The organism is Archangium violaceum (genome assembly GCF_016859125.1).
Classification (GTDB): Bacteria; Myxococcota; Myxococcia; order Myxococcales; family Myxococcaceae; genus Archangium; species Archangium violaceum_A.
Window position 1 is genome coordinate 5565174 of the sequence record NZ_CP069338.1, and the last position, 21561, is coordinate 5586734.

The following is a 21561-nucleotide window of genomic DNA, read 5'->3' on the forward strand; positions in this document are numbered from 1 at the left end:
GCGACATCTCCAAGGGAATCCAGGAACGGTATGGGTGGAATTCCACAGTAGATGAACGAGACCGGCGAGGTGGGGCCCCGCCTCCATCCCCCTCATCCCCTATAGAGGGACCCGCATTGGCGGTCCCGGAGGGCTCCCCTATGCTGCGCGACCCATGAGGGTCGCCCTGGTCGTGATGCCGCTGGCGGCGGTTCATCGCCCGAGCCTCGCGGCGGGTCTGTTGCAGGCCGCGGTGAAGGCGCGGGGCCACGAGTGCCACACCAAATACTTCAACGTCACGCTCTGGAAGATGCTGGGCGCGGAGTCCTACCGCTTCTTCTGTCAGGAGGCGCCCATGACGGCGCTGGCGGGGGAGTGGGCCTTCGCGCAGGCCTTCCACGGGCGCCGCGAGGGGGCGCGGGAGGCCTACGCACGCGAGGTGCTGGACCATCCGGTGTGGGGCATGTCGCCCGCTTCGCGCGAGCACGTGTGGGCGCTGGAGGAGGTGGCGCCCGCGTTCCTGCGCGTGGCCTTCGAGTCCTGTGACTGGGGCCAGTACGACCTGGTGGGCTTCACCAGCACCTTCGAGCAGACGATGCCCTCGTTGTGCCTGGCGCGGATGATTCGCGAGCGCTACCCCCGGGTGAAGCTGGTGGCCGGTGGCGCCAACTTCGAGGCGGGGATGGGCCGGCAGTACATGGAGCGCTTCGGGTTCCTCGACTACGTGGCCACGGGCGAGGCGGACGTCTCCTTCCCCCAGCTGTGCGAGAACCTGCGCGAGGGCCGCGACGAGGTGCCCCCGGGCTTCCTCTACCGGGAGGGCGGTGTGGTGCGCGAGTCCCCCCGGCGCAAGGAGCCGGGCTACGCGAACCTGGATGCGCTGCCCACGCCGGACTACGAGGACTTCTTCCGCCTGGTGCGCACGAGCGCGCCCGAGCTGGCGGCCGGGATGTGGCTGCCCCTGGAGGCCTCACGGGGCTGCTGGTGGGGCGAGCACTCGCACTGCACGTTCTGCGGCCTCAACGGCGAGGCGATGACCTTCCGCCGCAAGAGCTGGCGGCGGGTGGTGGACGAGCTGGAGGAGGTGGGCCGGCGTCACGGCGCCGCGCCCGTGCAGTACGCCGACAACATCCTGGCGATGGACTACTTCAAGGACCTGCTCCCCCACTGGGCGGCCCGGCCCGAGCGGACGGAGAAGTTCTTCGAGATCAAATCCAACCTCAAGCGCCGCCAGGTGCGCCTGCTTCGCGAGGCGGGCATCACCCGCGTGCAGGCCGGCGTGGAGACGCTCGCGGACGGGACGCTCAGGGTGATGCGCAAGGGCGTGTCGGGTGCGCAGAACGTGGCGCTGCTGCGCTGGTGCCAGGAGCTGGGCGTGGACTCGCTCTGGAACGTCATCTACGGGTTTCCGCGCGAGGATCCGGAGGACTACGCGCGGACGCTCGCGCTGCTCCAGAAGCTGGCGCACCTGAGGCCCCCGGACATCTGCTCGCCCATCCGGATGGACCGCTTCAGCCCCAACCACGCGAGCTGGCGCGAGCAGGGGTTCTCCGGCATCCGGCCCATGCCGGCCTACCGGCACGTCTTCCCCTTCCCGGAGGAGACGCTCCACGAGCTGGCCTACTACTTCGACTACGAGCACCCGCGCTGGAACGAGGTGCTCGAACGGGGCGCGGCGCTCCGGTCCTTCATCTCCCAGTGGCAGGAGCGCCACCACCGGCGCGACAACGGCGAGCTGGCCGTGAAGCCGCACTGGCAGGGAGGCTTCGTCCTCGTCGACAGCCGCTTCAACGTCACGCCCGCCAGCGAGCGCCTCGCCGAGGCCACGGTGGCGCTGCTGCTGGCGTGTGACGCGCCCACCTCGCGCGAGCAGGCGCTGAGGACCGCGGCGGGGGCCACCGGAGCCTCGGCCCCCGAGGCGCTGGAGCGGGAACTGGCCCGGCTGCTCGAGCGAGGCATCATCGCCAGCGTGGGCTCGCTCCTGGTGACGTTGGCGATGCTTCCGGACGGCTTGAGGATGGAGCGGCTCGCGAGAGCCCACTGACACAACCAAAGGGAGGGGAGATGTCGAAGCAGACGAGATACCTGCTGACGGTCGACTCGGCGACGGGTGCGGCCGTGAGGTTGGAGCGACTGGGTGAAGCGGGAGACCTGACCGAGGTTCCGTTGAGCACGCTCACGGCGGCCCCCCTGGGCGTGACGAGCCCGGCGCCCGCGGCGGGAGGAGGGGCACCGCTCTCGCCCCAGTCCCTGGTCATCAACATCTACATGGGAGGCCCGCAGCAGGCGGCTCCGCTCTCCCTGTCGCTGCCGGGGCTCATCGGGCCCGGGGCGCCTGGAGGGCCCGCGCCGAGCACCACCACCATCGGGCCCGGGGGGCCTGGAGGGCCCGCGCCGAGCGCGAGTCTGGCGGGACCAGGCGGCCCTGGTGGTTTCGCGGGGCCCGCTCCGAGCGGGACCGCTGGCGGTGAGGAGGGCGGCTCGCGGTAGGCTGTCCGTATGGACGCGAACGCCGTTGCCCGGGAGCTCCAGATGCTCCGCTCGTTGATGACCGGCCACACCGACCGGCACGACGAGCGGCGCACCTCCGACCTTCTCGTGTCATCGCCCGGGATGGCGTGGCCCGTGTCGCTCGCGCCGCCCAGGAGGACATGGGCCGGGTGCCCTTCGATTCAGAGGCCCCACGTCAGGCGCGGCTGGCCGAGCTGACGCGCGACCTGCTGCGCGCGGAGGCCCTGGCTCCTCGGGCTTGATGGGCGGCTACTCCGTCGAGCGGTCGCGCGAGGGGTGTACCAAAGCCATACGGACAGACCGGGGTCGGGGAGGACGTTGGTTTGACACCGAAGAAAAAGCCTGCCATCAGCGAGGGAAGTATCGCGGAACCTTGGAAGATGGGGCTCGGTCCTGGACGGGGGCGGAGGAGGCCATGAGTGTGCGTGGCGGGGTCATCCTCATCGAAGGCGCGAGCCCTTCACGGATGCTGACCATCCAGGCGCTCCAGGCCATCCACTGTGAGTGCGTCGCCGTCGTTGACCTCGAGGAGGCCGAGGCGGAGGCGAAGAAGGGACGTCCGCTCATGCTCATGCTGGATTGCTCGTCCTTCATGCCGGCGGATGAGGGCGCCCTCTCCCAGCTCCAGGAGATGCGGCGGAGGGTAGGCGTCCCCCTGGTCCTCCTGGCCAATCTCGAGACACCCACCGAGTTCATTGAGAGTCTCAGCCAGGTGGGCGCGGACGACTGCCTGCTCAAGCCGCTGCGGCCCCACCAGCTCCAGTCACGCATCGAGGTCGTCTCCGCACCCAGGCCCCCCGTGAACCCCTCTTCACTGGGGCGCCTGGGCCCGAAGGTCGTCTCCATCCTCCATGGGCGGCAGGGCTTCGCCTGGCGGACGGGAGAGCTGTTCGAGCACAGCGGCTATCATGTGCTCTACGGTTCCATCGGGGATGAGCACGTGCAGCGGGACGCGTCCGGCATCGACCTCCACATCTTCTGCACCGACTCCCGCGAGGCGCTTGCCCGTGCACTCCGACTTCACCTCCCGGCGGGGATGCCCCCGGGAGCGCGGGGGTTCCTCATCTGCTCCGGGGGACCCGGTGACCTCGTCTCCCACTCTGGCGGTGGGTTGATGGCTGGCCTCGACATGGACCAGATCTTCCCGGAGCACATCGTCCAGAAGGCCAATGCCTGGTTCTCCAGGTCCAGCGATGCCCTTCGGCCCGAGTCGCGCGTGCCCTTCTTCTGTCCCGTCGAGTACCGCGAGGCGGGCAACATCTTTGGCACCTGGAACTCCTGCTACTCCTACGATCTCAGCCCCGGGGGCATCTTCCTGCGCACGCTCGTTCCGGCCCGTCCGGGCTCCGCGGTGGAGCTGAAGATCCACCTGACCACCCACCGCACGGAGCTGCTGGGCTCGGGGGTCGTGGCCTGGGCCAACACGTATGCCGACCGCAAGGCCTATTCCTATCCAATAGGCATGGGCGTGCAATTCCTCGGGATGAGCCCCAAGGGGCTCGCGCTGCTCCGCGAGCTGTGCGGTGCGGATCCCACCATGAGCAAGCCGGGTTGAGTGGCTTGCTCCGTCTGGAGAACCGTGACGATGACACGAAAGAAGATCCTCCTCGTGGATGACTCCAACACCGTCATCCTCATGCACCGGATGATGCTGAGTGGTGGGGGCTACGAGTTGCTGATCGCTCGCAACGGTGTGGAGGCGGTGGACCTGGCGCTGCGCGAGCGGCCGGATCTCATCTTCATGGACGTCATGATGCCGCAGATGGATGGCCTGCAGGCCTGCAAGCGGATTCGCGAGAGCCCGGAGATGAAGTCCACCCCCATCATCATGGTCACCACCCGTGGAGAGCCGCACAACGTGCAGGCGGGCTACGAGAGCGGCTGCACCGAATACATCACCAAGCCGTTCGACAAGGGCGAGCTGATGCAGAAGCTTCGCAACCACCTGGGCGAGTAGACGGACGCCCGCACCCGCATCCCTCATGAGCTCGGATCCACCCCGCGACCCCAAGGACTCCGCCCACGACATGCTCCGGCTCACCGAAGAATCCCTGGGAGAGCTGGAGGCGGAGAACGCGTCCCTGCGCACCCAGGTGGACAGCTTGCGTCAGGAGCGGGTCCGCCTCGAGGAGAAGCTCTCCAGCGCGGATGTGCAGATGACGAACCTGGTGAACCTCTGCGTGGCCAGCCACCGTCTGCACGAGACCGCCGATCGCCGCGCCCTGCTCGACATCATCCGGGAGATCATCAACAACATCGTCGGCTCGGAGGAGCTGGGCATCTTCGAGCTCGATGCGGAGCGCTCGATGCTGTCGCTGGTGCACTCGATGGGCATCGAGCCGGATCGGTTCCAGTCCATTCCCCTGGACCAGGGAGTCATCGGCTACACGGCCCTCACCGGCGAGCGCTTCGTCGCGGGTGAAGGCCCGGGCCCCCGTGCCACCGGGAGCGAGTCGAACCTGACCGCCTGCATCCCGCTGCGCTGTGGCAGCCGCGTCTGGGGCGTCATCGCCATCTTCGGCCTGCTGCCGCAGAAGCCCACGTTGAAGGACGGGGACCGGGAGCTCTTCGCGCTGTTGGAGAATCAAGCCGGCCTGGTCCTGGCCGCGTCCGAGACGGAGCCCGATGGAAATCGATCATGACGCGCTCCTGAAGGCCTTCCTCGTCGAGTGCGATGAGCTCTTCGCGCTCATGGAAGAGCAGCTCGTGGGCCTGGAGCAGCAGCCGGATCCGGAGCGGCTGCGGACCATCTTCCGCGCGGCCCATACCCTCAAGGGCAATGCCACGTGCGTGGCGCTTCCCTCCTTCGCGGAGTTCGCCCACGTGGTCGAGGATCTGCTCGAGCGCCTGCGCACGGGGGAGCTGGGCGTGTCGCATGAGCTCGTGTCACTCCTGCTCTCGGCCGTGGATGCGATGCGGGAGCTGCGGGAGCGGGTGCCGGGCGGGCAGGTGATGCTGACGGCGCATCAGCGCGGCTTGATGGCGCTCATGACCCGATGGGCCCGGAAGGAGCTCGTGGCCGGTGGAGAGGTTGTCGACGCCAGGGACTCCTCCACGAGCCCCCTTCCCGAGCAACCCGGGCGCAAGCCCCTGGCCGAGGAGGAGCGGGCCAGGAACCTCCGGGTGGGCATCAACAAGCTGGACCGGATGGTGGACCTCATCGGCGAGCTCTCCATCGCGCAGGGCGGCGTGACCGCGATGCTCGAGGGGGACAGGTGGCGGTCGCGCGAGGAGCTGCTCGAGGCGAACCGCGCGGGCGAGCGCTTGCTGCGCGAGCTCCAGGAGCTGGTGATGAAGGTGCGGATGGTGCCGCTCGGCCCCACGTTCCGCCAGTACGTGCGCACAGTGCGGGACCTGGCCTCGGCGCAGGGCAAGCAGGTCGAGCTCGTCTTCGAGGGCGAGGACGTGGAGATGGACACCACGGTGGTCGACAACGTGCGAGATCCGCTGCTGCACATGATTCGCAACGCCATCGACCACGGCATCGAGACTCCGGCCGTGCGCCGGGCGAGGGGCAAGCCGGAGCTCGCCCAGCTGAAGCTTCGCGCCTCCCATGACTCCGGCAGCATCCGCATCGAGGTCATCGACGACGGGGCGGGCCTGGACAAGGCGCGGATCATCGAGCGCGCCCGCGCACTGGGTCTCTCGCGCGAGCCCGAGGCGCTACCCGATGAGGAGCTCTTCGCGTTGATCTTCGAGCCGGGCTTCTCCACCGCTCAGGAGATCACTCCCACGTCGGGCCGGGGCGTGGGGATGGACGTGGTGCGTCGCAACGTGGAGGCCCTGCGGGGAAAGGTCACCGTCCAGAGCAGGGAGGGACAGGGTGTCACGGTGAGCCTCCGGCTCCCGCTCACGTTCGCCATCATCGATGGGTTCCTGGTGGGCGTCGGCTCGGAGACGTACGTCGTGCCGCTCGATGCCGTCCACGAGTGTGTCGAGTTGCCCGAGAGCACGCACGAGCGGGCCGGGGAGCGAGATGGCGTGCTGAACCTGCGGGGCGAGCCCATCCCCTTCCTCCGGTTGCGCCACCTCTTCTCCCACGACACGGTGGCGCCGCCGCGCGAGAGCATGGTCATCGTCCAGTACCAGCAGGGCAAGGTGGGCCTGGTCGTGGATACCCTCCATGGTGAGAGCCAGACGGTCATCAAGCCCCTGGGAATGTTGTTCAAGGACCTCCCCTGCATCTCGGGCGCGAGCATCCTGGGCAACGGGCGGATCGCGTTGATCCTCGACGACGCCGCGCTCCTGCGTGAGGCCACCCGCTCGCGGTCCTCCGCGGCTCCATGAGAGCCCCCGGTCCACTCCTCGGCTGAGGAGGAGGGGGACGAGCGGGGGCTCCCTGCGAGGGGCCATGCTCGATTCCCATCTTCCCCGGGGAGGCGCCCGGGAAGGTCCGGCCGCCTCCATTCCCTCACCGTAGTGGGGAGCGAGCGATGGCGCAGCGGATGGATGTTCGGGTCGGCATGGTGGCGAAGAGCCGGGATGGGCACCGGCTGGGCAAGGTCATCGGCCTGGCGGAGGATGGCTTCGTCGTGGAGAAGGGCGTGTTCTACGCGAAGGACTACCTGGTCCCCTTCCGCTCCGTGGAGAGGATCGAGGGGGATGACATCCACCTCTCCCTGGAGAAGGACCAGTTGCGGAAGGCCAGCCTGGGCGAGGTGCTGGAGGCGGCCGACCGGTTGGATATGGGGACGGACTCGCTGAGCGAGGCCCGTATGGACAGCGCCAAGTTTCAGGACCACGACCGGTACGACGTGCGCCCCGAGGGAGAGAAAGCCGATCCCAACGCGCCTTCCCGCTACTAGGACATGCACGTCATCCAATTCCTGCTGCCGCTGCGCGACAATGAGCGGCGGCCCTTCGCCCGGGCGGACTTCGAGAAGGTCCGCACCGAGCTCACCAATCGTTATGGGGGCGTCACCGCCTTCCTACAGTCTCCGGCCATGGGGGCGTGGAAGGAGGAGGGCGAGACGGTGCGGGACGAGATGGTGCTCTTCGAGGTGATGGTGGAGCCGCTCGACCGGGAGTGGTGGAGCGGCTATCGCGCGGAGCTGGAGCGCCGCTTCCGGCAGGAGCGCATCGTGATGCGCGCGCTCGGGGCCGAGACGCTCTGAGCCGCGAGCTTCGCTCGGGGGCGAGGGGGGCTTCCCACTCATCGGGTGAGCATCACTGTGACGCGGGTCACATCCCGCGTGTGAGGTGGCGCACCGCTCGTGGGCCCGGGCTTTCGCATTGTTCGTATCACCCCGGGCGACGAAACCGGCCCGGGGTGAATGGACACGGGCAATGAACAAGCAACAGGCACGGGAGTTGGAGCCCCATGTGTTGGTCCTCGATACGCAGCAGAGCTACAAGCGCCTGGAGGAAGACGCGCTCATCCGGGTGGTCCGGGAGGAATGCCGGCACTTCGTCGCCCACCGTCTCCCCTACAGGCTCTCCCCGGTCATCCTCGGCGTTCCCGGGCTGCTGCTCCACCTGTTCCTGCTCGCCGCCGTCCATACCTTCGAGCGCGCGCGGTGGATGTATGCGCTCTGGGTGGTCTGCCGGGTGCTCCACTTCTGTCTGGACGCCATGGACGGCACCCAGGCCCGGCGCAACGGGACCCAATCGACCGCACGCCACTTCTGGGACCATTGGGTCGACGTCATGAACTCGGCGATGGCGGTGCTGATCGTGGCCGCGATCGGTCCCCGGCAGGGCGTCTATTTCCTGCCCTACATCCTGCTGACAGCCACCGGGCAACTGTTCTTCTACCTCGGGCTGTGCCGCTACTTCGCGACGGGCGTCATGAGGGAGCCCTACATCAACCACCTCTGGAACTATGTCTTCTGTCTATTCCTGGGATTGTCGGTCTGCGTCGGTGACGTGGCGATCCTCGAGGAGCCCGGCTTCCAGCTCACCTACACGTGTTTGAGTATCGTGGCCTTCGGCGCTGGCTTCTGGTCGCTGTTGCAGGACCTCGTGCTCATGTACCGCTCGCCGCTCTCCTCGCTTCGCTTCTACGTGCGGATCCTCACGGCGCCGGTGCTCATCCTCGGCCTGTACGGGGTCTGGCTCCGGGACTGGAGCGATGTCTTCTCCGCCCGGGCCCTGGTCTCCCTCGCCATGAGCAGCCTCGCGGTGGGCGTCCATGCGCGCCAGCTCGTCAACAAGCCTCCGGCGTGGCTGACCGTGGAGAGCGCGCTGTTCCTCCTGGTACTTCCCCTGTCGTGGTTGCCCCCGGCGCTCCAGCCAGCTCTCCACCGCGGACTGCTGCTGGTGATGGTGCTGACGATGGTCGTCAGCATGTTCCGGTATCTCCGGGCGATGATTGCTCAGTACCCGGAGATCGGATTCCCGCTGATCTGGTTGCCGTCGACGCACAGGCTCGTGCTCCAGCACGTGAGCAACAAGCTCGCGGCATGAAGGGTGGCCTGTTGGGTCGCCTGTCTCAGACCGAAGGAGGCACCACCAACAGGCACGTCGGCGCGGGAACCGCCAGGGGTTGGCCGACGGGCGTCAGCTTCCCGGTCTGTGCGTTCCTCTGGAAGGTGATGACGCTGTTGTCCTTCTGGTTGGCCACCAGCAGATACGTGCCCGTCGGATCGATGGCGAAGTTGCGAGGCCATTTGACGCGCGTGGTCACGTGCTCCACGTAGGTTAGCGTCCCCTCCGAATCGATGGAGTAGACCACGATGCTGTCGTGGCCACGGTTGGAGCCATACAGGAAGCGGCCATCGGGGCTGACGTGGATGTCCCCGCAGTCATTGGACCGGTTGTAGCCATCGGGCAGGGTGGTGAGCGTCTGCAACGCCGTCAGCGTCCCCTGGGCCGCGTCGTAGGCGTAGGCCGTGATGGTGGAGTCCAGCTCGTTGATGGAGAAGACGAAGCGTCCGTTGGGGTGAAAGGTCAGATGGCGCGGTCCCGCTCCCGGCTTGCTGGAGACAAAGGGCGGCGTGCCGGGCGTGAGCTTTCCCTGCTGCTCGTCGAACCGATAGAGCATGATCTTGTCCGTCCCCAGGTCCGACACGAAGGCATACCGGTTGGCGGCATCCAGGCGGATCTGGTGGGCGTGCGGAGCTTCCTGTCTCTGGGCATTGGGCCCCGAGCCCTCGTGCTGCTTCTTGTCGACGGCGGTGCCCAATCCTCCGCCCTCTTGAATGGGGAGGACGGCGACATTTCCGCCGACGTAATTGGCGACCAGGACGAAGCCACCCTTCGCATCCACATCCAGGTAGCAGGGCGCACCGCCCTCGGAGGGGCGCTGGTTGATGAAGGTCAGCTCCCGGCTCTGGGGATTGATGGCGAAGGCACTCACGGCTCCGCTGGGTTGGCCCTCGAACTCCGTCAATTCATTGACGGCGTAGAGGTAGCGGCCCTTCGGCTCCAGGGCCAGGTAGGAGGGCTCGGCCACGCCCCGGGTGACACCCACCCGCTCGAGGGCGCCCGTGGCCATGTCCAACCGGCAGAGATAGATGCCCTCGCTGCCGCCCGAGGTGTAGGTGCCCACGTAGATCCAGAGCTCCTTGGGCGTCTGTGGCGCGCGTATCGGCATCGACGGCTTCTCCGTGCAGGACAGGATCAGGCTCGCCGTTCCCATCGCCGTGAGGTGGATGAAGTCGCGACGCGTCGGATTCGTCTCGTTCATGCGCGGATTGAAAGCAGAGAAATCCGCGAGTGCCAACAAAGCAGTCCCTGTTCGGGCCCACGAGCCGTTCACCCCTGGCGTTATGTTGCTGTATCGCGGTGGGCCTCGACCGGGAGCCGGACCCGGAAGCCGCCGCCCCTCTGTCATTCATTGAAACCCCTGCACGGACGAGGCGAGGGCGCGGAAGGCCAGCACGGTGAGCATCACTCCCAGCGCCAGCAGCGCCACCAGCGCCACGATGACCCCGAGCACCCACGCACGGCTGGCGCGGCGGGTGGCGTTGGGGGCCGACAGGTGCTCCTCGAGCAGACGCACGTTGCGCGTGTTGGCCTTCCAGGCCGCGTCGAAGATATCGCCAAGGAAGGGCACCGCGCCCACGAGTGCCTCCAGCGCCACGTTACCGAGCATGCGCGCCAACACCTCGCGCGAGGCGCCCAAGCGCACCGCCTGCAGGACGATATAGGAGGAGATCAGGGCTCCGGCCCAATCGCCCACGCCCGGCACCAGGCCCAGCACGGCGTCCCAGCCGATGCGAATGCCCCCGGGTAACCGGATGGAGGTGTCCAACTGTTGTGCCAGGCGGCGCACCTGGTCGAGTGCGGCGGGCTCGGAGGGAGGGCGGCTCATGGGCGCGGCAGGAGATGGGCTCATTCGCTCCGGGCAGAGGAACCTTCCCGCGGGCGTTCGTCAACGCCGGTCCGCGCCCGTCATCGGGTACGCCACAGTCAGGCGCGCCTTGTACGTCCGGTCCGCGGGGATACACTCGCTGGCAATTCATGGACATCTCAATCTATCAAGCCCGCGTTCCCGTATTGACTCACATGCTGCGGAATCTGGGTCATATCCTTCAAAAGGCAGCCACCTTCTCGGTGCGGGAACGGATGGGCCCTGAGCTCCTCCTGGAGCGGCGCCTCCACCCGGATATGTTTCCCCTCTCGAGACAGGTGGAGATCGTCGTCGCCGGCGCGAAGGGGAGCGTCGCTCGTCTGGCGGGTCGTCTGGCTCCGGATGACGAGTCTCCAGAGTTCGCGGTCTTCAACCGGCGCGAGCGCGCGCTCGATCCGCCACTATGAAAAGGCAGGGCTGCTCGTTTCGAGCCGCCGGGACAAGGGTTACCGCGAGTTCGGTCCCGAGGTCGTGCTTCGGGTCCAACACATCGTTCGTATGATCCGCCTGGGCTTCTCTCTCGAGGAGATCGCCGCCTTCCCCCCGTGCATGTTCACGAGCGCTTCGACCGTCATCTGCCCGCATGCGTTCGCGGCGCACCAGGAGAAGCTCTCCGACATCGAGCGATAGCTCGCCGAGTTGGAGTCACGTCGCGCCCGGCTCATCGAGACACTCGAGGACGCCTCCCGCGGACGAGGATGACATGCTGCCCGAGGCGAAGACCGGCTACGGAGAGAATCTCTTCCTGGGCAACCCGGTGGAGTTGGGGGCGGTCCGAATCAATCCGCGCGGGGATGCCTCGTACATGGAGGCATTGCGCGCGGCCTATTACAACGACGTGGAGCCTCGTGAGTTCCTGCCCTTCGCGCTCACGCCCGGCCTCCCCCTCGCCCTGTGGACGTCCGAGGTCACCGTGACGCGCGAGCGCTGGGGCCGTATCCCGCGCAGCTACATCCGCTGTACGAAGGAGCGCGCCATGGCCCCCGCCCTCCAGGACCTGATGATCCGCGAGGCGGACGCCTTCACGCCCGACAACCGCTTCGAGCAGAAGACCCTGGAGGCCAGCCACTCGCCCTTCGCGTCGCAGCCGGCGCGGCTCGCCGAGCTCCTGGCGGGGCTGAGCTGACGCGACCGAAATATTTCGACATCTCTCCGGCCCGAATAGGGCCCGGACTCCCCCGTCAGAAGGGTCACAACACGGAGCGAGAGGCCCTCTCGGTGGTTGTTCGAAGGGCCTCTTCTCCACCCCAGGACACCTGTCTGGAGGAGCCCGTCATGAAGACCCTGTTCAAGTGGATGTCCGTTGCTTTCGCCGTGTACGCGAGCACGCCAGCGCTGGCGGATGCGCGGCACGACCACCCCGCCAACCACAACCCGGGCACGGTGGATCGGGCGAACCGGGAGCGCGCGGAGCGGGAGCGGCGAGAGCGTGAGGCCCGGGAGCGGCGAGAGCGTGAGGCCCGGGAGCGTGCGGAGCGGGAGCGGCGAGAGCGTGAGGCCCGGGAGCGTGCGGAGCGGGAGCGGCGAGAGCGTGAGGCTCGGGAGCGCGCGGAGCGGGAGCGGCGAGAGCGTGAGGCTCGGGAGCGCGCGGAGCGGGAGCGGCGAGAGCGTGAGGCCCGGGAGCGGCGAGAGCGTGAGGCCCGGGAGCGTGCGGAGCGGGAGCGGCGTGAGCACGATGGGCGCGTGCACGGTGCCTCCCCGGTGGATGGCCGTTGAAGTCCCGCTCGCGCCTCACGCCTCCACGCTCGCGCGGCGCCCGCCGATGCTGGCGCCCGCGTCGGGGGACATGCGCTGGTAGAGTGGCCCGGCCAGCATCGTCACCACGCCCACGGCGATGAAGGGGAGGATGAACTGGCGGGGCGTGAGGGGAGCGTCATCTCCTCCTCGCGCCAGTTGTAGCATCAGGCCGCCGAAGCTGATGCCCAGGCTCAGGCCCATCTGCTGGGTCACCACCGCCAGCGTGGAGGCGTTGCTCACCGTGGACGGAGGGATGTCCGCGTAGGCCACGGTGTTGAGCGAGGTGAACTGCATGGAGCGCATGAATCCGCCAATGGCCAGGATGATGACCATGAGCGCGACGGGCGTCGTTTCCCGGAAGAAGGCGGGAATGGCCGTCAGCACGGCGGTGACGACGTTGGAGAAGATGAGGGTGGCGCGGAAGCCGAACCGCTTGACCACCGCGGGCGCCACGGGCTTGTACGACAGGGCTCCCACGCTCGTGCCGATGATCACCAGCCCGGCCTCGAACGGTCCCCATCCCAGTCCGACCTGGAAGAGCAGCGGCAACAGGAAGGGCGTCGCGCCCAGCCCCACCCGCACCAGGGTCCCACCCATCAGGCTCGCCCGGTAGGTGGCGAAGCGCACCAGGCGGATGTTGAGCACGGGCCGCTCGATCCGCAGCGCGTGCCGGATGTAGGCCGCGCTCATCATCAGGGCGAGCACCGCGGCCCCTACCTGCAGGGAGACCGGAACGAGACCCATTCCCGCGGTCTCGGCCGCCACCATCAGCGCGGTGATGGCGATGGCCGCCAGGACGAAGCCCTTCACGTCGAACCGGCCCGGGTCTGGTTGGTGCAGGGGCGGCACGAAGCGCAGCACCGCGAGCATGCCCAGAATCCCCACGGGCACGTTGATGAAGAAGATCCACGGCCAGTCCGCGATGCGCAGGATGAAGCCGGCCAGGGGCGGCCCGACGAGGGGGCCCACCAGCGCGGGCATGGTGAACCAGCTCATCGCCGCCACGAGCCGCTCGCGCGGCGCCGAGCTCACCACGATCAGCCGGCCCACCGGCGTCATCAGCGCTCCACCGATGCCCTGGAGCGTGCGGAAGATGACGAGCTGGGGCAGCGACCGCGAGAAGCCGCACAGCACCGAGCCCACCAGGAACACCCCCATCGCGGTCATGAACACGCGGCGGGGCCCATACTTGTCGGCGATCCATCCGCTCGCGGGCGTGACCACCGCCAGCGCCAGGATGTAGGACGTCAGCGCCAGCTTCAGGTGGACCAGGTCACTGCCGAACGCCCTGGACAGCGTTGGCAGCGCGGTGGACAGCGCCGTGGAGTCGATGAACTCCATGAACAGCGCGCTGGCCACGGCGATGGAGGCCAGCCGGGTGCCGATCTCCGAGCCGGGAGGACTGTCCGTGGTGGGGGGAGAGGGACGGAGCACGCTCCCTGTTATGCGTCCGCCTCCCGGCTCTGTCACCCCTCGGCTTCGGGACCGCTGCGGGCGGTGTACCCGAGGTGATGGTCACTGACAGTTGCGCTCGCCGGGCCTCAGCGCCAGGGCTCCACCAGGATCTTCGCGTGCCGCTCGGGATTGCCCAGCTCCGTGAAGGCCTCCTTCACCCCTTCGAGCCCCACGCGGCCGGTGATGAGGGGCACCACGTCGAGCTCCCCCTCGGCCACGTGGCGCAGGGTGCGCGCGAACTCCTCGGGCGTGTAGGCCAGGGCGAACTGGAGTTGAAGCTCCTTGTAGATGCCCAGGAACGGCTCGATCTGGTCGCTCTGCATGCACACGCCCACCACGACGATGCGGGCCTGGGGCGGAGCGCCCTCGATGAGTTGCTGAAGCATGCCCGGCACCCCCACGCATTCGAAGAGCACCGCGGGCTTGACGGCCGCGTGCTCCGTCCACGTCTTGTAGGGAGAGCGCTCGGAGGGGTCGACGACGACATCCGCGCCCATCTTCTCCGCGAGCGCGCGGCGGGTGCGCGAGTAGTCGGCGGCGATGATGGGGTGCACTCCCTCGAGCTTGAGGGCGGCGATGACCGCGAGGCCCACCGGCCCGCAGCCGATGACGAGCGGCACCTCACCCCCCTTCAGCGCGGCCTTCTCCACCGCGTGCACGCCCACGGCCATGGGCTCGACGAGGGCGGCGTGCTCGGAGGGCAGACCATTGGGCACCTCGAGCAGGAGCGCCTCGTCGAGGAGCATCTTCTGCGCGAAGCCTCCCGGCAACACGTTGGAATAGCCGAGGGTCCGCACCCCGTCCGCGCTCACCGTCAGCGGCATGCAGGTGACCCTCGTACCGGGCTTCAACCGGCGCTCGCTGCCGGGGCCGTAGTCGAGCACCTCGGCGCAGAACTCGTGGCCGAGCACCACGTCGCGCGCGAGGTCCATCACCTCCGGGGCGTTCGCGCGCCGCATCGTCTCGGTGAAGGTGTGCGCGTGCTTGAAGACGTGGAGGTCGGACCCGCAGATGCCGCAGGCCAGTGATTTGACGAGCACCTGACCCTGTCCGGGGACTGGATCCGGCAGTGTGTCGACGACGAGGTCTCCCTTGCGGAAGATGGCGGCTTTCATCGTTTCGCTCCCCCTGGATGCGGAGGCCAGGTCGGCCCCCGGCGTGTTGGCGCCAGTTCCCGCGACGCTCGCGAAGCCTCGTATTCCTGTCAAGCCAGAGGGCTCGCGTCTGGCGGAACCGTCTGCTCTCACCGGTGGTGGGCTCGGGCGTGATGCCGAGCTTCATCGGTCCGTCCGACCGTCCGGTGCACATGGTGGCCACGCGGGACGTGGGCGGGCTGGCGGCCCGGTTGTTACGCGAGCCCACGTTCGGCCAGCGCGTGGTGGAGCTGGCGGGCCCGGTGGATTACAGCCCGGACGAGGTGGCGGACACGCTGGCCCGGCTGCTCGGCCGGCCGGTGCGCGTGGCGGAGCACTCGCCCGCGGCCCTGGTCCCCATGCTCATGGGCATGGGTTTCTCGGCGGAGGTGGCGAACCTCAGGGCGGAGCTCGTCGAGGCCATCAACCGGGGCCGGCTCACCTTCGAGCATCCCAGCCACGTGGTGCGTGGCCGGACGACCCTGGACGAGGTGCTCGGAGGGCTGCTGCGTTCCATGGGCGCCCTGCCGCACAGGGGCGCTGGCGCCGAGGAGGGCTCGACGGCTTCGCCCTGGTGAACACGATTCCGTCAGCCGGTCTTGCGCAGCTTCTCCGTCGCCGGCACGACCCTCAGCAGCCGGGCGGGCATCCTGCCCGCGAGTCGCTCCATGGACTGCATGAACAGGCGGTACATCACTGGCAGCAACACCAGCGTCAGCACGCACGCGGAGATCGTCCCCGCCACGATGACCACCGCCAGCGGCTTCTGCGTCTCCGAGCCGATACCCCGGCTGAGGCAGGCCGGGACCAGGCCCAGCGCCGCCAACGCCGCCGTCATCAGCACCGGCCGGAGCCTTTCCCGGGCGCCGTTGAGGATGGCCGACTCCAATGGCTCGCCTGTCTCGAGCCGCTCCGCGATGGCCGACATCACCAACACGCCGTTGAGCGCCGCCTGTCCGATGAGGGCGATGAAGCCCACCGCCGCCGCCACCGACAGCGGCATGCCCGCCAGGTACAGGCCGAACACGCCCCCCATCAGCGCGAAGGGCACGTTCATCAGGGTGATGACCGCGCGGCTGAACGAGTTGAACGCCTTGAACAGCAGCAGCAGTGTCAGCAGGAGCGCCACGGGCACCACCGTCAGCAGCCGGTTCATCGCCCGCTCCTTGCTCTCGAACTCACCGCCCCATTCGAGGCTCACGCCCGGTGGCAACGGCACCTCCCTGGCCACCGTGGCGCGTGCCTCCTCCACGAACGAGCCCATGTCTCGCCCGCGCACGTTCATCCGGATGCCGATGTAGCGCCGGCCGTTCTCCCGGTTGATGGACGCGCGTCCCTCGCCGCTCCCCACGTGTGCCAGTGCCTCCAGCGGCACGATCACGCCTCCTTCCACCGGCACCCGCATCTTGGCGATCTTCTCCACGTCATCGCGGCTGGAGACTGGCAGGCGCATGACGACGTCGAAGCGCCGTTCTCCGTCCCAGAACTCGTTCACCGTCTGCCCGCCCAGCGCCGTCTGCAACACGTGCTGGAACTCACCCATGTCCATTCCGTAGCGCGCGAGCGCCACCCGGTCCGGATTGATCTGCACCTGCATCACCGGCGCGCTCTTCACCAGACCCAGGTCCGCCACGCCGTCCACCCGGGCGATGGTGGACTTCACCTTCTCCGCCAGGTTCTGCAACTGGCCCAGATCGTCACCAAAGAGCTTCACCGCGATCTGCCCCTGCTGGCCGGAGATGCTCTCGTTGACGTTGTCTCCAATGGGCTGGCTGAAGTTCACCTCCATCCCGGGAATCTCGCTGATGGAGGCCTGCAGCCGGTCCATCACGTCGGTGAGCTCGGGCGTGTCGCGAGGCCACTGGTCCGGTGGCTTGAGCTTGACGAAGAACTCCAGGTTGTTGGCCAGCTTGGCGTCCGTACCGTCCTCGGGGCGGCCCAGCGAGGACAGCACCTGCTCCACCTGGGGGGCCTGTTCGATGAGCTGGGTGATTCGCGGCACCAACTTGCGTCCCTCGGTGAGGGACACGTTCGGCGGCAGGCTGAAGGTCATGTAGATGCTGCCCTCGTTGAGGGCGGGGAGGAACTCGCTGCCCATGCGAGGCAGCATCACTCCCGCCGTCAACAGGCCCGCCGTGGCCAGGGTGAGCACCAGCGCGGGGCGCTCGAGGGCGAACGTCAGCGTGGGCTCGTAGGCCCGCTCCATCAGCTTCAGCACCGGGCTCTCCTTGTGCTGGGCCCCCTTGCGGTACACGAGCGAGGCCAGCACCGGGACGAGCGTCACCGAGAACACCAGCGCCCCCAGGAGCGCCGCCACCACCGTGTTGGCCATGGGGCTGAACATGCGCCCCTCCACCCGCTCCAGCATGAAGATGGGCAGGTAGGCCGCGATGATGATGAGCATGGAGAACACGGTGGGCCGCACCACCTGCGAGGTGGCCTGGCGGATGCGCTGCTCCACTGGCGGCGCTTCCCGCTCCGCTCCCGGGCCATGTCCGTGGCCGTGATCGAGGGCCAGCTTGAGCAGGATGCTCTCGATGATGACCACGCCGCCGTCCACGATGACGCCGAAGTCCACCGCGCCCAGGGACAGCAGGTTGGCCGACATGCCCCGGCTCTTCAGGTAGATGAACGAGGTGAGCAGTGACAGCGGGATGAGCGTGCCCACCACCAGCGCGGCCCGCAGGTCCATGAGGAAGATGAAGAGGACGAGCGTCACCACGATGCCGCCCTCCAGCAGGTTGCGGCCCACCGTCTTGAGCGTGGTGTTCACCAGGTCCGTGCGGTCGTAGAAGGGGTCGATCCTCGCATCCTCGAGCTTGAGGCGCTGGTTGATCTCCTCCACCGCTCCGCGCAGGCGGGAGAGCACGTCGGAGGGGTTCTCCCCCCGGCGCATCAAGACGATGCCCTCCACGGTGTCGTATTCCCCGCCGCGGCTCACCACGCCCTGGCGTGGCGCCCAGCCATCGCGTACCTCGGCGACATCCTTGATGAAGACGGGCGTGCCCTCGTGCGTGGCCACGCGCACCTCGCGGATGTCCTCCAAGGTGCTGAAGAGTCCCTGGCTGCGGATGACGAGCTGCTCGGCGCCCCGCTCCAGCACTCCGCCCGAGGCATTCATGCTGCCGCCGCGCAGGGCGTCCTCCAGGTCGTCCAGCGTCAGCCCGAAGGCGGCCAGGCGCGAGGGATCTGGCTCCACGTGCACCTCGCGCAGCAGGCCGCCAATGGACACCACGTCCGCCACGCCGTTGACGCGCATGATCTGCGGGCGCACCACCCAGTCCTGCAGGGTGCGCAGCTTCATCGGGTCTCCCTTCGCCCCGCTCAGCGTGTAGCGGTACACCTCGCCAATGGGCGTGGCGTAGGGCCCCAGCTGGGGGGTGATGCCCTCGGGCAGCTCCGCCTCACGCAGCCGCTCCAGCACCTGCGCGCGCGCCGCCAGCCCCTCCACTCCGTCGTGGAAGGTGAGGGTGACGAAGGACAGGCCGAAGAGCGACAGGCTGCGCAGCCGGCTCATCCCGGGCGTGCCATTGAGCGCCCGCTCCAGTGGAAGGCCGATCTGCCGCTCGACCTCCTCGGAGGGTTGGCCCGGGAAGAGGGTGATGACCTGGACCTGGGTATCCGTCGGATCCGGGAAGGCCTCCACCGTGAGGCCCTGGAAGGAGATGACGCCCCAGATGGCCACCAGCAGGGAGAAGAAGATGACCGCGGCCCGGTTCTTGAGTGAGAAGTCTACGATCTTGTCGAACATCCGTGGTTCTCCGGGCTAATCGGCCAGCTCGATGGTGTTTTCCAGCAGCAGCGCGCCGCGGGCGACGAAGCGGCTACCGGCCTCCAGGCCGCCGCGCAGCTCCACCGCTCCGTCACGGCGCCGGCCCACCGTTACCGGCACACGCTCCAGCCGGTTGGAGTCGCGCGCCACGAACACCACCGAGCGCTCTCCGTTGGTGACGACAGCGCTCGCGGGCACCTGCACCCGCTTGATGTCGCCGCGCGGCAGGGGCGTCACCTCCACGAAGGCGTTGGGTCGCAGGGCCCGGTCCTCGTTGAGGACGCGCACGCGCACCGCGACCGTGCGCCGGTGGGGGTCCACCACCTCGGAGATGTGCTCCACCACGCCCTTGCGCGCCAGCGCTCCGCTCCGGATGCTGACGCTCACCTCCTGGCCCGCGCTCAGGTCGGACGCGTCCGACTCCTGCATGTCCGCCAGCACCAGCACCTCGTTCAGGTCGGAGATGCGCAGGAGCGGCCCATCCCGGTCCGGTGTCACCTCCTGGCTGGTCGTCACGTCCAGGTCCACCACGGTGCCGGCGCGCGGCGCCTTCACCCAGAAGAGGTTGTCGCCCTCGGCGGACACCGAGAGGCTGGCGCGCTTGGCCTGGGCGGCCTGCAGGGCCAGCTTCGCCTGACGCAGCTCCGCCTCGGCGGCCTGCAGCTCCTTCTCCGCCGCGGCCTGCAAGCCCACCAGCTCTCGCACCCGGTCCGCGATGCGCTGCTTGTCGGAGACCTCCGTCTCCGCGCTCTTCAGCTCGCGCTCGAGGTCCGCGTAGGCCCCCGAACGTACGGAGAAGAGGCGATCTCCGGCGGACACCCGGTCACCGATGCGCACGCGCACCTGATCCACGCGGCCGGCCAGCGGCGTGCCGACCGAGGCGGTGCGCCGCTCGTCCAGGTCGACCCGGCCCGGAGCGGACAGTGGCGCCAGCATGGGCGCCTCCGTGGCCACCCCCAACTCGATGTACTGCCATTGGGGCCCCTCGGGCGGGAGTTGCACGCTCTCGCCCTTCACGACGAGGCCAGGTGGGGAGGCGGTCTCCTCGGCTCCGGCGGGTGTGGGGCGCCCGAGCACCAGGCCGATGGTGACGGCCGCGCTCAGGCCGATGCCCATGGCGGCGAGCCAGAAGGGAGAGCGGGAGGAAGGTGAGGACATGGGAGTCTCCAGATGAGGGGAAGGGGGTTAGAGGCGTTCGCCCAGCTCGGGCGGGGCCTTGGGGCCGGCGGCGCGGACGCGGTCCAGCGCCACCGAGAGGTGGAAGGCGGTGAGATCGAGCTCGGCGGCATCCATCAGGACCTGGCCGTAGGTGCGCCGGGCGAAGAGCAGGTCCTGGAGCGAGGCGCCGCCGGCCTTCACCGCGGCCTCCAGCCGTTGCACCAGGTCGGCGGCCAGGGGCAGCGTCTGGTTGCGCACGCGCTCACGCCGCGCCGCCACGGCCTCGAGCTGGGTGGTGAGGGACTGCTCGTCGCGTTCGGCCTGGGCGCCGAGCCGCGAGCGGGCCTGCTCCGCGGCTTCGGCCTGGGCGCTCGCGGCCAGCGCGTCCGCCTGCCCGCGCTCGAACAGCGGCAGCGGGAAGGAGAGGCCGACGAAGAAGGAGTTCTTCTGGTTGCCCGATTCGACGAACCGGTCGTGGACATAGCCGGCGCGCACCGTGGGATCCGGCAGCCACCGTCGTCGTGCGAGGGTGAGGGCGGCTTGGGCGCTCCGTTGCTGCGCTTCCAGTGCGCGCAGATCCGGCCGTTGTGGGACCGAGGAGGGACCGGGAGCGCGGGACAGGCGCGAGGCGAGGAATGCCGCCGCTGCTTCCCGGCCACCGAAGGGCGTGCACGCGAGGCCCGAGAGCCGTGAGCACGTCAGCAGTGCGTTGGACAGGCGGCTGTGTTCCTCGGCGAGCTGACCCTGGAGCTGCGTCTCCTCCAGCACGGCCCGGTCCACGTCCAGGCCCGCGGTGTCTCCCTGCCGCTGGCGGGCGCGCTGCAACTCCGTCAGCCGCGCAGCGTCCGCGGCCAGTGTCTCCAGCTCGGCCAGGCGCACCTCCGAGGTGGCCACCTCCGCCGCGCTCTCCAGCAGCTCGTAGGTGCGCTCACGCAGGTCGGCCAGCACGTCCAGGGCGGTGGCGGCCAGCGCGGCGCGCGCGGAGTCCTGCCGGGGGCCTCGTTTGCCCAGCTCGATGAGCTGCGAGAGTCCCACCTGGTAGTTGGGCACGTCCCGCAGCCGGTCCAGGCCCGGTGGGTTGGTGGGGCCCACGGGGAGCGTGTTCCAGGAGAGGTCCAGCTCGGGGTTGGGAAGTTGCCCGGCCCGCACCAGGTCCGCTCGGGCGGAGGCGATCCGGGCCCGGGCGGTGGCGAACCCGGGGGAGTGTGCCCACAGCAGCGCGGCCAGGCCGTCCTCGTCCGGCAGCGAGGCCAGGGCGAGCGGGGCCTGTGTGGAAGCAGGGGCTGGCGGGGTGGCGGGCCCGGATGAGGCGGGGGCGGTGGGGGCCCCGAGCAGCAGGCAGGAGAGGAGAAGCGGTGGAACACGGCGCACGGAAGAGGCTCCCGGTGGAGTTCGGGAGAGCCCCTGGGCAAGTCACGTGCCCGCTTCATTCCGAGTGGTTTCGAGGCCTTACGTTCTCGAAGGCATTCCAGGACCTCGCATGGCGGGCCGGAATTCAAAATCCTGCCATTGCAGATTCTGCA

The 21561-nt window shown here is 68.7% G+C and carries 22 protein-coding genes; 15 read left to right on the forward strand and 7 right to left on the reverse strand.

Features of this window, described 5'->3' with window-relative positions:
* Positions 1-154: 154 nt before the first annotated feature.
* The 10 genes from JQX13_RS23840 (at position 155) to JQX13_RS54385 (ending at position 8895) form a co-directional block, all read left to right on the forward strand.
* On the forward strand, positions 155-2023 hold the full coding sequence (locus JQX13_RS23840) for a RiPP maturation radical SAM C-methyltransferase (protein ID WP_203411221.1): 1869 nt from the start codon (positions 155-157) through the stop codon (positions 2021-2023).
* Positions 2024-2043: 20 nt separating this feature from the next.
* Positions 2044-2469: a hypothetical protein gene (locus JQX13_RS23845; protein WP_203411222.1), complete on the forward strand. Its 426-nt coding sequence runs from the start codon at positions 2044-2046 to the stop codon at positions 2467-2469.
* Between the two features lie 128 nt (positions 2470-2597).
* The gene (locus JQX13_RS55510; RefSeq protein ID WP_275425011.1) at positions 2598-2732 is read left to right on the forward strand and encodes a hypothetical protein; all 135 of its coding nucleotides are present in this window, start codon (positions 2598-2600) and stop codon (positions 2730-2732) included.
* Between the two features lie 173 nt (positions 2733-2905).
* Positions 2906-4045: a PilZ domain-containing protein gene (locus JQX13_RS23850; RefSeq protein ID WP_203411223.1), complete on the forward strand. Its 1140-nt coding sequence runs from the start codon at positions 2906-2908 to the stop codon at positions 4043-4045.
* Positions 4046-4075: 30 nt separating this feature from the next.
* Entirely contained in the window at positions 4076-4447 is a 372-nt protein-coding gene (locus tag JQX13_RS23855) for a response regulator (RefSeq protein ID WP_203411224.1), read from the forward strand.
* Between the two features lie 25 nt (positions 4448-4472).
* Positions 4473-5132: a GAF domain-containing protein gene (locus JQX13_RS23860; RefSeq protein ID WP_203411225.1), complete on the forward strand. Its 660-nt coding sequence runs from the start codon at positions 4473-4475 to the stop codon at positions 5130-5132.
* Complete coding sequence (locus JQX13_RS23865; RefSeq protein WP_203411226.1) at positions 5116-6777, forward strand: chemotaxis protein CheA; 1662 nt, start codon at positions 5116-5118, stop codon at positions 6775-6777. The genes JQX13_RS23860 and JQX13_RS23865 overlap by 17 nt, the downstream gene beginning before the upstream one ends.
* Before the next feature lie 146 nt (positions 6778-6923).
* Positions 6924-7295: a hypothetical protein gene (locus tag JQX13_RS23870; RefSeq protein WP_203411227.1), complete on the forward strand. Its 372-nt coding sequence runs from the start codon at positions 6924-6926 to the stop codon at positions 7293-7295.
* Positions 7296-7298: 3 nt separating this feature from the next.
* The gene (locus tag JQX13_RS23875; protein WP_203411228.1) at positions 7299-7604 is read left to right on the forward strand and encodes a hypothetical protein; all 306 of its coding nucleotides are present in this window, start codon (positions 7299-7301) and stop codon (positions 7602-7604) included.
* A 172-nt stretch (positions 7605-7776) separates the two neighbouring features.
* The gene (locus JQX13_RS54385; protein ID WP_239015090.1) at positions 7777-8895 is read left to right on the forward strand and encodes a CDP-alcohol phosphatidyltransferase family protein; all 1119 of its coding nucleotides are present in this window, start codon (positions 7777-7779) and stop codon (positions 8893-8895) included.
* 25 nt (positions 8896-8920) lie between these two features.
* On the opposite strand, the gene JQX13_RS23895 is transcribed toward JQX13_RS54385, so the two are convergent.
* Both JQX13_RS23895 and JQX13_RS23900 read right to left on the reverse strand, forming a co-directional pair.
* Positions 8921-10117: a lactonase family protein gene (locus JQX13_RS23895; RefSeq protein ID WP_203411230.1), complete on the reverse strand. Its 1197-nt coding sequence runs from the start codon at positions 10115-10117 to the stop codon at positions 8921-8923.
* Between the two features lie 147 nt (positions 10118-10264).
* A complete protein-coding gene (locus tag JQX13_RS23900) occupies positions 10265-10768 on the reverse strand; it encodes a DUF4112 domain-containing protein (RefSeq protein ID WP_203411231.1) in 504 nt (167 codons plus the stop codon).
* A gap of 170 nt (positions 10769-10938) precedes the next feature.
* Here JQX13_RS23900 and JQX13_RS23905 point away from each other — a divergent pair, with 170 nt between their 5' ends.
* From JQX13_RS23905 to JQX13_RS23920, 4 genes are all read left to right on the forward strand, one after another.
* Positions 10939-11190 carry a DUF1993 family protein gene (locus JQX13_RS23905; protein ID WP_239015336.1) on the forward strand — a complete coding sequence of 84 codons (252 nt, stop codon included), beginning with the start codon at positions 10939-10941 and terminating at the stop codon, positions 11188-11190.
* Positions 11126-11413 (forward strand): MerR family transcriptional regulator, encoded by a 288-nt coding sequence (locus JQX13_RS23910; RefSeq protein ID WP_203411233.1) that lies wholly within the window; start codon positions 11126-11128, stop codon positions 11411-11413. Before JQX13_RS23905 ends, JQX13_RS23910 begins: the two co-directional genes overlap by 65 nt.
* 73 nt (positions 11414-11486) lie before the next feature.
* Complete coding sequence (locus JQX13_RS23915; protein WP_239015091.1) at positions 11487-11909, forward strand: alpha/beta fold hydrolase; 423 nt, start codon at positions 11487-11489, stop codon at positions 11907-11909.
* 149 nt (positions 11910-12058) lie between these two features.
* Positions 12059-12499 (forward strand): hypothetical protein, encoded by a 441-nt coding sequence (locus JQX13_RS23920; protein WP_203411234.1) that lies wholly within the window; start codon positions 12059-12061, stop codon positions 12497-12499.
* A gap of 15 nt (positions 12500-12514) precedes the next feature.
* On the opposite strand, the gene JQX13_RS23925 is transcribed toward JQX13_RS23920, so the two are convergent.
* Together JQX13_RS23925 and JQX13_RS23930 are read right to left on the reverse strand one after the other, a co-directional pair.
* On the reverse strand, positions 12515-13861 hold the full coding sequence (locus JQX13_RS23925; protein ID WP_343211152.1) for an MFS transporter: 1347 nt from the start codon (positions 13859-13861) through the stop codon (positions 12515-12517).
* A gap of 200 nt (positions 13862-14061) precedes the next feature.
* On the reverse strand, positions 14062-15090 hold the full coding sequence (locus JQX13_RS23930; RefSeq protein WP_203411235.1) for a zinc-binding dehydrogenase: 1029 nt from the start codon (positions 15088-15090) through the stop codon (positions 14062-14064).
* Positions 15091-15239: 149 nt separating this feature from the next.
* Between JQX13_RS23930 and JQX13_RS23935 the strand changes: the two genes are divergently transcribed.
* Entirely contained in the window at positions 15240-15686 is a 447-nt protein-coding gene (locus JQX13_RS23935) for a hypothetical protein (protein ID WP_203411236.1), read from the forward strand.
* Positions 15687-15697: 11 nt separating this feature from the next.
* On the opposite strand, the gene JQX13_RS23940 is transcribed toward JQX13_RS23935, so the two are convergent.
* Genes JQX13_RS23940 through JQX13_RS23950 form a run of 3 tightly spaced genes read right to left on the reverse strand, consistent with a single transcriptional unit; the run spans position 15698 to position 21409 of the window.
* On the reverse strand, positions 15698-18859 hold the full coding sequence (locus tag JQX13_RS23940; protein WP_203411237.1) for an efflux RND transporter permease subunit: 3162 nt from the start codon (positions 18857-18859) through the stop codon (positions 15698-15700).
* Positions 18860-18874: 15 nt separating this feature from the next.
* Entirely contained in the window at positions 18875-20038 is a 1164-nt protein-coding gene (locus JQX13_RS23945) for an efflux RND transporter periplasmic adaptor subunit (RefSeq protein ID WP_203411238.1), read from the reverse strand.
* 27 nt (positions 20039-20065) lie between these two features.
* Positions 20066-21409 carry a TolC family protein gene (locus JQX13_RS23950; protein ID WP_203411239.1) on the reverse strand — a complete coding sequence of 448 codons (1344 nt, stop codon included), beginning with the start codon at positions 21407-21409 and terminating at the stop codon, positions 20066-20068.
* Positions 21410-21561 lie beyond the last annotated feature (152 nt).

Coding starts and splice junctions, on each gene's coding strand:
- JQX13_RS23840 (WP_203411221.1), top strand. CDS start 155: ATGAGGGTCGCCCTGGTCGTGATGCCGCTGGCGGCGGTTCATCGCCCG.
- JQX13_RS23845 (WP_203411222.1), top strand. CDS start 2,044: ATGTCGAAGCAGACGAGATACCTGCTGACGGTCGACTCGGCGACGGGT.
- JQX13_RS23850 (WP_203411223.1), top strand. CDS start 2,906: ATGAGTGTGCGTGGCGGGGTCATCCTCATCGAAGGCGCGAGCCCTTCA.
- JQX13_RS23855 (WP_203411224.1), top strand. CDS start 4,076: ATGACACGAAAGAAGATCCTCCTCGTGGATGACTCCAACACCGTCATC.
- JQX13_RS23860 (WP_203411225.1), top strand. CDS start 4,473: ATGAGCTCGGATCCACCCCGCGACCCCAAGGACTCCGCCCACGACATG.
- JQX13_RS23865 (WP_203411226.1), top strand. CDS start 5,116: ATGGAAATCGATCATGACGCGCTCCTGAAGGCCTTCCTCGTCGAGTGC.
- JQX13_RS23870 (WP_203411227.1), top strand. CDS start 6,924: ATGGCGCAGCGGATGGATGTTCGGGTCGGCATGGTGGCGAAGAGCCGG.
- JQX13_RS23875 (WP_203411228.1), top strand. CDS start 7,299: ATGCACGTCATCCAATTCCTGCTGCCGCTGCGCGACAATGAGCGGCGG.
- JQX13_RS54385 (WP_239015090.1), top strand. CDS start 7,777: ATGAACAAGCAACAGGCACGGGAGTTGGAGCCCCATGTGTTGGTCCTC.
- JQX13_RS23895 (WP_203411230.1), bottom strand. CDS start 10,117: ATGAACGAGACGAATCCGACGCGTCGCGACTTCATCCACCTCACGGCG.
- JQX13_RS23900 (WP_203411231.1), bottom strand. CDS start 10,768: ATGAGCCCATCTCCTGCCGCGCCCATGAGCCGCCCTCCCTCCGAGCCC.
- JQX13_RS23905 (WP_239015336.1), top strand. CDS start 10,939: ATGCTGCGGAATCTGGGTCATATCCTTCAAAAGGCAGCCACCTTCTCG.
- JQX13_RS23910 (WP_203411233.1), top strand. CDS start 11,126: ATGACGAGTCTCCAGAGTTCGCGGTCTTCAACCGGCGCGAGCGCGCGC.
- JQX13_RS23915 (WP_239015091.1), top strand. CDS start 11,487: ATGCTGCCCGAGGCGAAGACCGGCTACGGAGAGAATCTCTTCCTGGGC.
- JQX13_RS23920 (WP_203411234.1), top strand. CDS start 12,059: ATGAAGACCCTGTTCAAGTGGATGTCCGTTGCTTTCGCCGTGTACGCG.
- JQX13_RS23925 (WP_343211152.1), bottom strand. CDS start 13,861: ATGGAGTTCATCGACTCCACGGCGCTGTCCACCGCGCTGCCAACGCTG.
- JQX13_RS23930 (WP_203411235.1), bottom strand. CDS start 15,090: ATGAAAGCCGCCATCTTCCGCAAGGGAGACCTCGTCGTCGACACACTG.
- JQX13_RS23940 (WP_203411237.1), bottom strand. CDS start 18,859: ATGTTCGACAAGATCGTAGACTTCTCACTCAAGAACCGGGCCGCGGTC.
- JQX13_RS23945 (WP_203411238.1), bottom strand. CDS start 20,038: ATGTCCTCACCTTCCTCCCGCTCTCCCTTCTGGCTCGCCGCCATGGGC.